Here is a 14,155-nt window from a genome sequence, read left to right as displayed (position 1 = left end):
TTCTTTTGATTCGTTAATTCAACCATGACGTAGACACAAAAAAAACGTATAATGAATGTATTGCCTAAAAAAGCAGATGGTCGAAAATCGATAATGGACCACTGTAAGGTATGGCTGAACGGAGGAGTACAATGAATACAAAACAATTATTGGCAGTTTTGCCAGTTAAACGTGAGGTAGGGGTACTACCTGAACAAGTAACAGATTTGACAACAGACTCTCGGGCAGTCAGTGCAGGAGGATTATTTGTCTGTATCGAAGGCTTTACAGTAGATGGCCACAAATATGTTAGTCAAGCAGTGGAATCAGGTGCACGGGTCATCATCGCTTCCAAACCAATAGAAGTCGATCTTGAAAAAGTAGCGGTCGTGTACGTAGAAAACACTTCTAGAGCAATTAGCTTACTTGCTTCTGCTTGGTGTGGCTATCCATCAAAGAGAATGAAAATGATTGGGGTAACCGGGACCAACGGAAAAACAAGTGTAAGTAATATCATTCACGGCATCCTAATGGGGGCTGGTGAACGTTCAGCTGTCTCAGGAACAATCGGGTTCAACTTGGATGGTGTATTGTACGAAACGGAAAATACAACGACAGATGTGTTGACCACACAAAAGATGATTGCACGTGCAGCAGAAGAAGGTTGCGACACGATGACGATGGAAGTTTCTTCTCACGGCCTCATAGAGGGACGGTTAGCTGGGACAGAATTTGATATTGCCATATTCACGAACTTGACCCACGATCATTTGGATTTCCATGGGACGATGGAGAACTATGGCAATGCAAAAGGTCTTCTGTTTGCTCAGCTCGGGCAAGACTTGCAACAACAAAAAGTTGCGGTTCTGAACGCAGATGATAAGTGGCACACTAAAATGAAAGAGATGACATCTTATCCTGTGCTAACTTATGGAATTCATTCGGATGCAATGTTCTCAGCCTCAAATATCGACCTTCGAACAGATGGAAGCTCATTTACGTTACACTCGCCAGAAGGTGAATGGGACGTTGAAATGCGAATGATTGGTGAGTTTAGTGTATCCAATGCGCTTGCTGCGATTACTGCGCTCTATGCAAAAGGATTAGCAATACCCGATATCTTAGCGCCACTTCGTTATCTTGCACCTATTAAAGGTCGAATGGAACGAGTGGAAACTGAACTACCTTTAACAATCTACGTGGACTATGCCCATTCTGCAGATGCAATCGAAAAAGCAATCGATGCAGTGCTTCCTTACAAATCAGCCGCTTCAAAACTGATCTTTGTAATCGGCACAGGTGGAAACAGGGATAGGAAGAAACGCCCCGTGATGGCTGAAAAAGCTTCCGCTGCGGATTACGTGATTTTAACTACGGATGATCCGAGAGATGAACCATATGACTCTATAACATCTGAACTTGCAGCAGGAATGACCCATCAGCAGTTTGCATGTGTAGGAGATCGCGAAGTTGCCGTGCGCCATGCGATTGAAATTGCTGATGAAGGCGATATTATTATCTTCGCAGGTAAGGGACATGAAGATTATCAAATTATTGGCTCAACAAAATATCCGCATTCGGATGCAACAATTGCACTTGAAGAGGCGGAAAAGAAATTTGGTAAAGGCTTGATCGGCAGCTAAATGTCGGGCTCATATACGAAGGAGAATAAGGAAATGACTAAAAATATGCAAGATCAAATTGCTTCAAGACGAACGTTTGCCATCATCTCTCACCCAGATGCCGGGAAGACGACGATGACAGAAAAACTGCTCTACTTCGGTGGTGCAATTCGAGATGCCGGAACGGTTAAGGGGAAGAAAAGCGGAAAGTACGCAACGTCCGACTGGATGGAGATTGAAAAACAACGTGGTATTTCTGTGACTTCATCTGTTTTACAGTTCGATTACGATGGAAAACGAGTTAACATTCTGGATACACCAGGACACGAAGACTTTAGTGAAGATACCTATCGGACACTTATGGCAGTCGATGCAGCCGTTATGATGGTCGACTCAGCAAAAGGAATTGAGCCTCAAACCATCAAGCTCTTCAAAGTTTGTCGTATGCGTGGTATACCCATTTTCACGTTCATGAACAAAATGGATCGACAAGGTAAAGAGCCGCTTGAGTTAATGGAAGAGCTAGAAGAAGTTCTCGGCATCGAGTCCTACGCAATGAACTGGCCGATTGGTATGGGGAAAGAGTTCGTAGGGATTTACGATCGCTACAACAATCGCATTGAACAAGCCCGCGTTGAAGGGGAAGATAAGTATCTTGAGTTAGACGACGAAGGTCAACTGGCTAAGCCCCATCCAATGATGGAAACTTCTTATTACAAACAAGCAGTGGAAGATGCGCTTTTGTTAGAAGAAGCTGGGAATTCTTTTGATGAATCCCGCGTTGCCAAGGGCGAGCTTACACCTGTATTTTTCGGAAGTGCCTTGACAAACTTTGGCGTCCAGACTTTTTTGGAGACCTTTTTGAACTTTGCTCCCTCTCCTCAACCCCGTATAACAGAGAACGAGCAATATGTAGACCCAATGACGGATGAATTCTCAGGCTTCATCTTCAAGATTCAGGCAAATATGAATCCAGCTCACCGAGATCGGATTGCCTTCGTTCGAATTGTGTCTGGTTCGTTTGAAAGAGGGATGTCTGTAAACATTCCTCGTATTGGGAAAACGGTAAAGTTATCACAAACAACTCAGTTTCTTGCAGATGATCGTGAAACAGTGAATGAAGCGGTAGCAGGAGACATTATCGGGTTGTACGACACAGGGAACTATCAAATTGGAGATACTGTAGTTGGCGGTAAGTCCACATACAAATTCGAAGCATTACCACAGTTCAACCCAGAATTATTCGTCAAAGTTACAGCCAAGAATGTCATGAAGTCAAAACACTTCCATAAAGGGATTTTACAGCTCGTTCAAGAAGGGGCTATTCAGTATTACAAAACACTTCACACTGAAGAAGTCATACTTGGTGCGGTAGGTCAGCTTCAATTTGAAGTATTCGAGCACCGGATGAAGAATGAATATAATGTCGAAGTCCAAATGGAGCACATTGGCTCTAAAGTGGCGCGTTGGATTGAAAACGAAGCAGACGTGAAGGAATCTATGACGGGACCACGTTCTATGCTCGTAAAAGATCGTTACGATAACTTAGTCTTCCTATTTGAAAACGAATTTGCTATGCGTTGGTTCGGGGACAAATTCCCGGATATTCGTTTATATAGTTTGTTATAAGCAATAGTCCACATTAAAAACTCGTTACATATTTGTGTACGAGTTTTTTTACTATAATAAAATTTTCAAACGTTCTGTTTGAACTCAAGCGATGCATTGCATATGATGAAAGTACTGTATTTAAGAAAAAAGGGGACGCGCACATGAAAATAAGCGATTTTTCGATTAAACGCCCGGTATTTACGCTTGTCACGATGTTTTTAATTATCATTCTCGGGGCTGTATCTTTTCTAAAAATACCCGTTACGCTCATACCAGATTTAAATCCACCTGTCGCAGTAGTCGTTGCAAATTATGGTGGTGCATCTCCAACAGAAGTTAGCGAAAAACTAACAAAACCTTTAGAAGAAAGTCTTTCCACAGCACCTGGATTAAAGTCCTTACAATCTACTTCCCAAGAAGGTGCTACCTTAGTCTTCATGATGTTTGATTGGTCTGCTGATATAGACGACGTTCAGCTCGATATTTTACAGAGAATTGACCAGGTTCCTATACCTGAAGGTGCGGACAAACCTCGTTTCATGAAGTTTGATCCTTCTCAATTCCCAGTTATTCAACTCGCACTTAAAACCGGTTCTGAAGATGTTGACATTCGGAAGATTGCAGAAGAATTGGAAACAGAATTACGTCAAACTGAAGGTGTCGCTAGTGTCAGCGTATCCGGTAAACTTGTTGAAGAAATTCAAATCGTATTAGATGAAAGTAAGCTTGAAAAGAACGGACTCACTCAGGCGGACGTGTTACAAGCTGTTCAAGCTTCGAATGTAACTATGCCAGGTGAGCCCGTGAGTGCATCAGGTGGCAAACAACTAACGACGCGTATCATCAGTACCCTCAACTCAGCAGATGACGTGAAAAACGTTATTATTGGTCCAAATCCTGTGACTGGGAAGCGATTGTATGTAAAAGACGTCGCTTCTGTCACCCTCACAGAAGCAAATAGTGGCACGTTAACTCGTGCAAATGATCAACAAGCCGTGTTACTCTCAGTCCTCCAGGAATCGGGAGCGAATACTGCAGAAGTGTCCAAGTCTTTCAAACAATCATTAGATCGGATGTTAGACGAAAAGCAATTTAAAGACGTAGAAGCGGATATATTATTTGACCAAGGTGATTACGTAAAATTAGCCATTAATAACATAGGTCAATCACTTATACTTGGTGGACTCTTTGCCATGATCGTTCTTTTCTTCTTCCTACGGGGCATTAGAAGTCCGATTATTATTGGTGTTGCAATTCCGTATTCTGTTATTGTGACATTCGTTTTAATGTTCTTTGCGGACTTCTCGCTCAACATTATGACGTTAGGTGCGTTAGCCCTCGGTATCGGAATGCTAGTGGACAACTCCATTGTCGTCATTGAAAATATTGAACGGCACCTTGCTATGGGGAAAGACCGGAAAGTAGCAGCAAGCGAAGGGGCTAAAGAAATCAGTGGGGCGATCATTGCATCCACTTTGACGACACTGGCTGTATTTGTTCCAGTCATCTTCATTAGTGGATTAATTGGACAAATCTTTACTCAATTTGCCCTGACTATCTCGTTCAGTTTATTTGCATCGTTGGTTGTTGCGTTAACCGTTGTGCCAATGATGGCGAGTCGCATGTTACGCAAACCACGTCGCAATGTAGAAGCACGTAGACGTCGCTCGAAAACACTCAGTACATTCGAGAAGTCTATAAAATGGTCTTTAGGTCATCGCTTCCTTATTTTGGTGATGACGGTAGTTTTACTTGGCGCTAGTGCATTTGGATTGTTTAAAGTAGGGACGGAATTTTTACCGTCTACCGATGAAGGTTTCTTCAGCATTAATGTTGAACTTCCAAATGGATCTTCACTTGAAACAACGAATGCAGCAGTAAAAAAAGTAGAAGATGTGTTGAAAGAACAAAAAGATGTCGACGTATATGTCAGTCTAGTCGGAGGAACACAGCAGTCCATGGCACAAGGAGGTTCTCAAGCGGATACAGCTGAAATGTATGTGAAGCTGAAACCGCTAGCAGACCGGGAGCGCTCCGTATTCGAATTCATGGATGATGTGAAGCCGAAAGTAAATAAAGCGATTGGGGATACTGCTGAGATTAGCTTCAACGTACAAGCTGCTGCAGGTTCAAATCCGAATACGTTGACATTTGCAATTGAAGATACAAACGAATCTCGGTTAAATGAGGCAACTGCAAAAATAGATGATGCTCTCAAAAAGTTAGATGGTGTAACAGAAGTCTCTAACAACTTAATGGATACCGTTGAGGAAGTCCAAGTCAACGTCGATCCAAAGTTAGCTGCAAATTTCGGCTTGGCACCTTATCAAGTAGCTCAAACGATTACAGACGTTACTCGTGGTACATTTGCGACTCAAATCGTCGATGAAAGTGATCAAGTGTTGACGGTGAAAGTCCAATATGACAAAAAGTATTATAAAGATACCGATGCTTTAAGAAAGATAAAGCTCCGTACGCCAACAGGGCAGTTTGTTAAGTTAGGGCAGATTGCGAAAATTGATATTGCTGAAGGCCCAGTCGCCATTCAACGTGTTGACCAAGCACACTCTGTTTCTTATGACGTGAAGTATGAAAATGATAAATCTCTTGGTGATATGACGAAATCTGTGAACGATGCAATAGATGAACTCAAGTTACCGGATGAAGTGAAGATGTCCTACAGTGGAGACCGTGAACTCTTTGAGAGTGCAGCAAATGATATGCTACTGGCACTTATACTTGCAGTAGTTCTCGTCTACATCGTTATGGCAGCTCAATTTGAGTCGTTTAAATACCCATTTGTTATCATGTTCTCTGTTCCATTGATGGTGATTGGTGTAGCAATTGGTTTGTTTGTGACGAACACCCCGATAAGTGTCACTTCAATTATTGGTATCCTTGTATTAGTAGGAATCGTCGTGAACAACGGGATTGTCCTTGTGGACTACATTAATCAGCAAAAGGCTGCTGGTATGAGATCGTATGATGCAATCGTCATTTCGGTTAAAAACCGTGTGCGTCCGATTCTTATGACAGCTCTAACGACAATTCTTGGCTTGTTACCACTTGCACTTGGCATCGGTGAAGGTACAGAAATAAACCAACCGATGGGAATTGCTGTGATTGGTGGACTCATCAGTTCCACGTTCTTGACGCTCTTCATCGTTCCGATTATTTATAGTCTCTTCGATAAAGAAACAAGAAGACGTGCACGACCTACAACATCTGTGGATAACCAAAATGATTTATAGAAGTTGACTTAAAAGCAGAGGAAAAGATCCCTCTGCTTTTTTGTATGGTATGAATAGGACAGACATTCATAGAATGTACCGATGTTTCATATAATGTGAGTATCTGCAAAGGAATGTTTTGATTGAAAAAAAGCAGCTACAAAATTCGATTCTCCTGATTGGTATTGATTGTGTCGAAACTAAAACATCGAGAAGAAACTTATTTGAAAAAGCGGATGTTTAGTTTACAGAACAGCTGATGATTAGTATAATAAAGGGAGAAAAGTACCCAACAACTGAATGTCTTTGACGTTTGTCAAAGGGGAGTAGCTATAGGGAAACCTATTTCATAGTCGTCAATACATGGTGATAGTGCACCATCGGTTATGATAGCTGGATTTTTTACAAATTCCGACTTAGCGAGACCTTTGCCTTTTATTAGGTGAGGGTTTTTTTGATTGAATAAAAAGGAGGAATTTTTGTTGGAAACGATTTTCTTTGAATACGCGTGGGTACTACTTGTACTAATTGTTTTGGAAGGCCTACTCGCAGCAGATAACGCTGTTGTTATGGCGGTTATGGTGAAACACCTTCCAAAAGTACAACAGCAGAAAGCATTGTTCTACGGACTATTAGGGGCATTTGTTTTCAGATTTACAGCTCTATTTTTCATCACGTACCTGGTGAATTATTGGGAAATTCAAGCACTAGGTGCAGTTTACCTATTGTATATTTCAGCAAAAAACATTTACGACCAAAAACATCATAAAAATCCCGATCCAACTAAGAAAAAAAGGAAAGAGTCCGGTTTCTGGTTTACTGTATTGAAAGTGGAACTTGCGGATATCGCATTTGCACTAGACTCTATGCTTGCAGCGGTAGCACTTGCAGTAACACTTCCAGAACTAGGAAACTTCCACATCGGTGGCATTAATGGTGGACAATTCACCGTCATGCTAATTGGTGGAATTATCGGTCTTATCATGATCCGATTTGCAGCTCGTCAATTTGTAACATTGCTTGAGAAGTTTCCAGCACTTGAAACAGCTGCCTTCCTTATTGTTGGCTGGGTAGGTGTTAAACTTGCTGTAATGACACTTGCGCATCCTAATGTTCAGATTCTCGATACAGAATTTCCACACTCTCTTACGTGGAAACTTATTTTCTGGTCTGTCCTTGCAGCCATCGCAATAGGCGGATACTTAACTGCTGTTGCAAGTAATCGAAAAACTTCGAAGTAACGATTCTAAAACTGTCCAACGCGAGAGATATTTCTCGCGCTAGACAGTTTTTTTTGATTAGCTTGTACATAAAACTATGTAGATGCTACTTTAGGGGATAAATAAGGTGACTGAAAATGAAACTTGCAACCGATGCTAAAAGAGTACCGAATTTTTCTGACAGGATAAATTCGAATATGGTATGATTATGTCCTCCTGAAGGAAAGGATCGGATACAAAAATGAAATTTAATCGTGATACTTTACACAGATTCACACCAGCTCAAATAATTGTGTTTTATTATTTTTTAGCAATCGCATTTTCTTTTCTATTGTTGAATCTACCAGGCGTTTATAAACCCGGTGTGAAGGTTTCTTTTATCGATAGTTTATTTACATCTGTAAGTGCTGTCAGCGTCACCGGACTGACGCCGATTAGTATTGCAGGTACGTATACTGTTTTCGGACTATGTATGCTAATGCTCGTTCTGCAAATAGGCGGAATCGGGATTATGTCAATCGGTACGTTTTTCTGGTTACTCGTAAAAAAACGTATAGGGTTACGGGAACGACAGCTCATTATGGTGGATCATAATCAGTACTCACTAGCTGGAGTCGTACAATTGATTAAACAAATTGTACGGATTATTTTTCTGATTGAGCTAATTGGTGGAATTATCCTGACCATTTACATTATGCCTCTCTACGATAGTTTTTCTGACGCACTATTAAATGGAATGTTTTTATCAGTTTCTGCTACAACGAATGCTGGATTCGACATTACAGATGCTTCTTTGTTGCCGTATTTCAATGACTATTTTGTACAAACTGTTATTATGGTATTAATTATCTTAGGAGCTATCGGATTCCCAGTTCTTGTAGAAGTAAAAAGTTTCTTTTCAAAAAAGGTTCCTCATTTTCGTTTTTCGCTATTTACCAAAATTACGACATCTACATTCGGAATCCTGTTGTTAGTAGGTGCGGTAATGATCTATATTTTAGAGTCATTTCATTCTTTTAAAGGAATGTCTTGGCATGAAAAGATCTTTTCTTCCTTATTTCACTCTGTTTCAGCACGATCTGCGGGTTTAACAACATATGATATTACTAGCTTTAGTGATGCGACGGATATTGTAATCAGTTCATTGATGTTTATCGGTGCATCCCCAAGTTCAGTCGGTGGGGGAATTCGAACTACGACATTTGCTATCGCAGTACTATTTCTCATTAACTTTGCAAAAGGGAAAGATGTTATTCACATTTTCAAACGACGTATCAAGCTTGTCGACATTTTTAGATCGTATGCCGTCATTTTGCTAGCGGGCTTCATGGTAATGACTGCCCTTCTCATAATGTTAGTAACGGAGCCCGGAGTACCAGTGGTCTCATTGTTGTTTGAAATAACCTCTGCATTCGGAACGTGCGGCATGTCTCTTGGTATTACTTCCGATTTATCTGTACCGGGCAAGGTTATTATCATGGCACTTATGTTCATTGGGCGAGTGGGACTTATTTCTTTCCTATTCACACTAGGTGGAAAAGTAAATAAAACTTCTTTCCGATATCCAAAAGAGCGAGTAATTATAGGGTGAAGGAAAATTAGAGAATTTGCAGAAGGTTCAATTAAATGATTCTGCATTTCTTTGAATAACCTTGTATGGAAGAAAATTAGAACAATATAATTCTTAAGGCCTATATAATGAATTATGGAAATATGGAATAATCTGAATTATACACTTTGAACCGTTTATTTATGTAAGTTATAACATTTGGTGCTATTTCATATCTTGTCTAAACAGTCTCGGGAGGGTATAGAATGCTTGAACAATTAGAAAATGTGAATAGTTATGGATCACTTTTCGTTACCGACAATCGTCACCCTTGTATTTTGGTCAGTATGGATGGTGTCATTGCTGAGGCAAATTTCTTATTTTGTAAAAAGTTTTCGTTGGGACAAAACGATAACTTTTTATCGTTACTTAAAAGAGATGGTTTACGCAGCTGGAATGACTTCAAGCAAGAATGCACTGAAACAAAAGAAATTATATTAGATGACCTCGCTTTGATTTCTGAAGGAAATGTTGAGTGTTTATGTAAAACAAATATATTTTATTCAAACCAAACGCAGCAAGCTTTAGTTACTTTTGTGTTGCCATCAATTTGTACAGAACTACCAATAGCTGATTATTTAGGGTGCTTTACGCATGCCTCAAGGTTAACAATGATTGTCAATCGTGAAGGGCACATTATTGATGTCAATAATCGAGTTAGTGAATTATTTAACCTAACAAGGAATGCGGTTATTGGAAAACGTGCTCAATCGTTGTATAGAAAGTTCAACACGCAAAAGAGGAATGCAGAGGCCCAGTATGAGGCATATATAAAAACACTTCATACTATTGGAGAAGTCACCATCAAAGAACGATTTGAAGATGAACCGAATACGATTCAATTTTTTGAGATTCATGCCGTGTATAATAGCGATAGCGACTTGTATATCGTGGAAATACAAGATTGTACCGAGATTGAAATGCTTCGCAGAAAGCTGGATCATTCCGGATCCTTGTCAACAGTAGGACAAATGGCAGCAAGTATTGCACATGAAATCCGTAATCCGATGACGACGTTAAAAGGATTTGTGCAGTTGATGGAAGTGACTGCAACAGGAGATACAGCGAAATATTTGTCCGTCGTGGACGACGAGCTAAAACGTATGGAAGCCATTCTGAATGAAATGCTCATGTTATCGAAACCATCGGAAGAAAAAATTTCTGAGGTATCTTTAGGAGTACTTATTACAAAAGTGCTGGAGATAATGAAGCCGAAAGCGATGTTTGAATCGATTCACATTGACTGGCAAGATGCGTCTTTTTGCAACTCGATGATCTATTCAAATGCGGATAAAATCAAACAAGTTCTTTTGAATGTTTTCAAAAATGCCTTCGAGGCTATGGAACCAGGAGGAATTTTGACCCTGAAACTTGAAAAGGCAGAAGGGACCTCATTTACACTTTCCGTTACAGATACAGGAAAAGGGATGACTCCTTTACAAATTAAAAATATATTCATGCCTTTTTTCACCTCTAAACCAGAAGGGACCGGTCTAGGACTACCATTCGTACTAAAGACAATGGAAGATTTAGGTGGAGCAGTAGCAGTTTCAAGTGTGGCGGGAAAAGGGACAACATTCACTTTGGTTTTTCCACAGCATTATTTGGAGAGTTGTGTAATAATCGATCAATCCTCGGCTAATTAATAATTTATATTGGGTCAGTTTTGACGAATTGGTATTCAACCAATTATACTAATTTCGTAGATTAAATTGGAAAACAGCAGGTGAATATTTTATGGGGAAAGCAAACGAACGCGCACTAAAATTATTTGTAGTACTATCACGGGCAAATAAAGTGCTGCATGAAGAGACGAATCGACTAATCTCATCTAAAGGGTTGAATCCGACTGAGTTTGCGGTTCTCGAGTTGTTATACCACAAAGGAAAACAGCCTATCCAAAAAATTGGGGAAAAGATTTTAATGCGTAGCGGTTCAATGACCTATGTCATTAATAAACTGGAGTCCAACGGTTACTTACAACGAGAAGTCAATTCTATCGACAAACGCGTAACGTATGTAGAAATTACTACACAAGGGGAACAGTTAATGGATGCATTGTTTCCAGGGCATGCAGAGAACATTACTAATTTACTCTCATCATTGACTAACGAGGAGCAAGAACAAGCGACAAGTTTGCTTCAAAAGTTAGGCGTATCCATTCGTGATTTGTCCTCAACAAAAAGCTGAACAGCAATTTGCTGTTCAGCTTTTTGTTATAGGTCTTATTTTGGTTGAATCGTTTCAGCCATTTTCAAATATTCTTCATAGTAGCTTTCATCGTTGTTATCATACATCATGACTTGAACGATTAGCTCTCCTTTTTGGAAGATCATTGCTGTAATGGGACCTTCAGCTGAAGCTACACGATACGCTTGTACTTTTTCTAGTTCTTTACTAGTTGGAAGTTGTGCTTCGTCTGTCAATGCAACAGGAGACGCATCTGCACTTGTAGCAGCGAGCGTTTCTGTCATATTTTCGACAGCTTTGTCTAAATCAGTTTCAGAAGCTTGCATAGTTTTGATAACCATATACTTATCTTCTTGTTCTTTTAAATAAAGAATGTCACGTCCAGGCTCTTCACTCGTCAATTCATAAGTAGGTAGCACTTGCATTTTAAAAGGTTGTTCATCGCTCTCTGTTTCTACAGCATCTGCTAACGTCGCAGAGCCATCTGTTTCACTACTGTCCGCTTCGGAATCTGAATCATCACTTGTTGAATCTTCTTCCGTCACTTCATCTTCGCTTGTAGCGTTCTCGTCATTAGTCGTATCTGTTCCCTCTGCTCCACCAGATTCACCATCAGTAGATTCAGTTTCTTCTGTGCCGGTATCAGCAGCTTGTTCAGTATTTTCAATTGACTGCTTATCGTTGTCCTCCTCACTCGTATCTGTTCCACAAGCGGCTAATAATAATGAGGCAGACAATGCTGTGTAAAGTAATTTTTTGTTTTTCATACGGTTAACTCCTCCTTACTAAATGTGACGCGAATTCACAATAAAAGTTTCAATTTTCTTTTTTATGAAGGATGGTGTAGCGTTTATGGTTCACAACTGTTTTTTCTTCAAGACCAAGATCCTCGAAGTTCTCCATATACGTTAAGTTCACAATAACCGAGTTATCATTCACTTTTTCTACAATCCCCTGTAAACCATCTTTAAACTCAATAATGGTCCCAACTTCTGCGATGTTCAACTCTTCCATTTCTTCCATCTGATTCAACTCCTTCTGTAACTGATTAATCATAGTATACTTAACAAAAGCAATACAGGTAAAGTATCACGAAATGAGAGAATGTACAAATTATTATTGTTTCGACATTTATTTGTCGCGAATTGTCGAAAGGTTTTGACACAAAAAAATTGGCTATATGATAATATATATTAAGCTTTGTAATTAATCGTCGGGAGGGCTGTCTATGGATAATCTGGAATACAAAATTGAATTTATTCGCAGGGAACTCTTGAAGACTGCAGAGGAAAAAGGGCTATCCTCCAATGAGACGGTCAAACTGAGCGTGGAATTGGATCACTTATTGAATGACTATTCATACGATGAAAAGAGCTCTGTTGCTAAAAATAGTAGTTTAGACAGAAAAATAAAAATAAAAAGTGAAAAATTTGGCTGAATGTGTTTAGAACTCTGACGAAGGGGGATACTACAATTGAACACAGCTACATTCTCATTTCCCCCTTTTGACGACGGTCCTTTCCCAGGGCCGTCTCTTTTTTGTTCTTAGCAAGAAATGCGGTGCATTTTAGAGTATTATTAGTATAGTGTCACTATTTTTTAAGGGGGATTTAGAACATGAAAAATATTTCATTTATCGGAACGGGAGTAATGGGAGCTAGTATCGTCAATCATTTGCTTCAAGCTGGATATCCAGTAACTGTACATACACGTACGAAGGGAAAAGCAGACCCACTTATTGCTGCAGGTGCTAAATGGGCTTCTACTGTCGCTGAGGCTGTACAACAAGCGGATCTCATCTTTACAATGGTTGGCATGCCTACTGACGTTGAAGAAATCTATCTAAATGTTGATGGTATCGTCGCTAACGGAAGAAGTGGACAAATTGTTGTGGATATGACGACCTCTAGTCCGGCACTTGCAAAAAAAATTGAAAAAGCAGCTATTGAAAAAGGAATGACATCACTCGATGCTCCTGTTTCTGGCGGAGACGTAGGAGCTAAAAATGGAACGCTCTCGATTATGTGTGGCGGAGACGAGTCCGTATTTGAACAAGTCAAACCGATCTTTATGAAATTTGGAAGTCAAATTGTACTTCAAGGCAGTGCAGGAGCTGGACAACACACAAAAATGAGCAATCAGCTTGCTATTGCGACCAATATGATCGGTGTTTGTGAAGCACTTGTATATGCCGAAAAAGCAGAACTGAATCCAGAACGCGTTTTAGAGTCCATCTCTCCAGGAGCTGCAGGTTCTTGGTCACTTTCAAATCTTGGACCTCGTATGCTTGCCGGGAATTTCGAGCCTGGTTTTTACACGAAGCATTTCCTTAAGGATTTGCGTATTGCACTCGATGAAGCGAGCGCCATGGATCTGGATCTTCCAGGATTACAGCTAGCAATCCGTCTTTATGAGGACCTTATGGCTAAAGGATACGGTGACAAAGGTACCCAAGTTCTCTACAAACATTATCAATGAAAAAAGGGACACGCCGATTTAGGCATGTCCCTCAGACTGTAGACAAACTCCAGAAATCATGGATTTGCCTACAGTCTTTTTCTTTTACAATAGGATTAACTATGAAAAGTTGATTTTCGCTGCGAGCGGACGCTTTCCGAGGGGCTTGCTCTCAGCCAATCGAACAACGAAGAGTTCGATTTGCCGTATTTTAGCGTACTTTGCTGAAATTAAGGC

The 14,155-nt window shown here is 40.2% G+C and carries 11 protein-coding genes; 9 read left to right on the top strand and 2 right to left on the bottom strand.

The window, feature by feature from the left end; all coding sequences use genetic code 11:
- Nucleotides 1-131: 131 nt before the first annotated feature.
- The 7 genes from RL70_RS03550 (at nucleotide 132) to RL70_RS03520 (ending at nucleotide 11,461) form a co-directional block, all read left to right on the top strand.
- A complete protein-coding gene (locus RL70_RS03550) occupies nucleotides 132-1,622 on the top strand; it encodes a UDP-N-acetylmuramoyl-L-alanyl-D-glutamate--2,6-diaminopimelate ligase (RefSeq protein WP_039042049.1) in 1,491 nt (496 codons plus the stop codon).
- Between the two features lie 33 nt (nucleotides 1,623-1,655).
- A complete protein-coding gene (locus RL70_RS03545) occupies nucleotides 1,656-3,230 on the top strand; it encodes a peptide chain release factor 3 (RefSeq protein ID WP_039042048.1) in 1,575 nt (524 codons plus the stop codon).
- Nucleotides 3,231-3,373: 143 nt separating this feature from the next.
- Nucleotides 3,374-6,463 (top strand): efflux RND transporter permease subunit, encoded by a 3,090-nt coding sequence (locus tag RL70_RS03540; RefSeq protein WP_039042047.1) that lies wholly within the window; start codon nucleotides 3,374-3,376, stop codon nucleotides 6,461-6,463.
- Between the two features lie 461 nt (nucleotides 6,464-6,924).
- On the top strand, nucleotides 6,925-7,683 hold the full coding sequence (locus RL70_RS03535) for a TerC family protein (RefSeq protein WP_039042046.1): 759 nt from the start codon (nucleotides 6,925-6,927) through the stop codon (nucleotides 7,681-7,683).
- A 220-nt stretch (nucleotides 7,684-7,903) separates the two neighbouring features.
- On the top strand, nucleotides 7,904-9,253 hold the full coding sequence (locus tag RL70_RS03530) for a TrkH family potassium uptake protein (RefSeq protein ID WP_039042045.1): 1,350 nt from the start codon (nucleotides 7,904-7,906) through the stop codon (nucleotides 9,251-9,253).
- A gap of 224 nt (nucleotides 9,254-9,477) precedes the next feature.
- Nucleotides 9,478-10,917: an ATP-binding protein gene (locus tag RL70_RS17195; RefSeq protein ID WP_052245744.1), complete on the top strand. Its 1,440-nt coding sequence runs from the start codon at nucleotides 9,478-9,480 to the stop codon at nucleotides 10,915-10,917.
- 91 nt (nucleotides 10,918-11,008) lie between these two features.
- A complete protein-coding gene (locus RL70_RS03520) occupies nucleotides 11,009-11,461 on the top strand; it encodes a MarR family winged helix-turn-helix transcriptional regulator (RefSeq protein ID WP_039042044.1) in 453 nt (150 codons plus the stop codon).
- 35 nt (nucleotides 11,462-11,496) lie between these two features.
- On the opposite strand, the gene RL70_RS03515 is transcribed toward RL70_RS03520, so the two are convergent.
- Together RL70_RS03515 and RL70_RS03510 are read right to left on the bottom strand one after the other, a co-directional pair.
- Nucleotides 11,497-12,228 carry a hypothetical protein gene (locus tag RL70_RS03515; RefSeq protein WP_039042043.1) on the bottom strand — a complete coding sequence of 244 codons (732 nt, stop codon included), beginning with the start codon at nucleotides 12,226-12,228 and terminating at the stop codon, nucleotides 11,497-11,499.
- A gap of 49 nt (nucleotides 12,229-12,277) precedes the next feature.
- The gene (locus RL70_RS03510; RefSeq protein WP_156137883.1) at nucleotides 12,278-12,517 is read right to left on the bottom strand and encodes a DUF2187 family protein; all 240 of its coding nucleotides are present in this window, start codon (nucleotides 12,515-12,517) and stop codon (nucleotides 12,278-12,280) included.
- 172 nt (nucleotides 12,518-12,689) lie between these two features.
- Here RL70_RS03510 and RL70_RS03505 point away from each other — a divergent pair, with 172 nt between their 5' ends.
- Together RL70_RS03505 and RL70_RS03500 are read left to right on the top strand one after the other, a co-directional pair.
- Nucleotides 12,690-12,899 (top strand): aspartyl-phosphate phosphatase Spo0E family protein, encoded by a 210-nt coding sequence (locus tag RL70_RS03505; protein ID WP_039042042.1) that lies wholly within the window; start codon nucleotides 12,690-12,692, stop codon nucleotides 12,897-12,899.
- A 179-nt stretch (nucleotides 12,900-13,078) separates the two neighbouring features.
- Nucleotides 13,079-13,939: an NAD(P)-dependent oxidoreductase gene (locus RL70_RS03500; protein WP_039042041.1), complete on the top strand. Its 861-nt coding sequence runs from the start codon at nucleotides 13,079-13,081 to the stop codon at nucleotides 13,937-13,939.
- Nucleotides 13,940-14,155 lie beyond the last annotated feature (216 nt).

The sequence above is a fragment of the Sporosarcina sp. ZBG7A genome (assembly GCF_000813425.1).
Classification (GTDB): Bacteria; Bacillota; Bacilli; order Bacillales_A; family Planococcaceae; genus Sporosarcina.
The sequence above is the reverse complement of the archived record's forward strand: the minus strand, read 5'-3'. Positions and strand labels throughout refer to the sequence as shown.

Bases quoted from the DNA above. Each gene is read 5' to 3' on its own strand.
- RL70_RS17195 (WP_052245744.1), top strand. From the start codon at position 9,478: ATGCTTGAACAATTAGAAAATGTGAATAGTTATGGATCACTTTTCGTT.
- RL70_RS03500 (WP_039042041.1), top strand. From the start codon at position 13,079: ATGAAAAATATTTCATTTATCGGAACGGGAGTAATGGGAGCTAGTATC.
- RL70_RS03510 (WP_156137883.1), bottom strand. From the start codon at position 12,517: ATGATTAATCAGTTACAGAAGGAGTTGAATCAGATGGAAGAAATGGAA.
- RL70_RS03530 (WP_039042045.1), top strand. From the start codon at position 7,904: ATGAAATTTAATCGTGATACTTTACACAGATTCACACCAGCTCAAATA.
- RL70_RS03545 (WP_039042048.1), top strand. From the start codon at position 1,656: ATGACTAAAAATATGCAAGATCAAATTGCTTCAAGACGAACGTTTGCC.
- RL70_RS03550 (WP_039042049.1), top strand. From the start codon at position 132: ATGAATACAAAACAATTATTGGCAGTTTTGCCAGTTAAACGTGAGGTA.
- RL70_RS03515 (WP_039042043.1), bottom strand. From the start codon at position 12,228: ATGAAAAACAAAAAATTACTTTACACAGCATTGTCTGCCTCATTATTA.
- RL70_RS03520 (WP_039042044.1), top strand. From the start codon at position 11,009: ATGGGGAAAGCAAACGAACGCGCACTAAAATTATTTGTAGTACTATCA.
- RL70_RS03540 (WP_039042047.1), top strand. From the start codon at position 3,374: ATGAAAATAAGCGATTTTTCGATTAAACGCCCGGTATTTACGCTTGTC.
- RL70_RS03505 (WP_039042042.1), top strand. From the start codon at position 12,690: ATGGATAATCTGGAATACAAAATTGAATTTATTCGCAGGGAACTCTTG.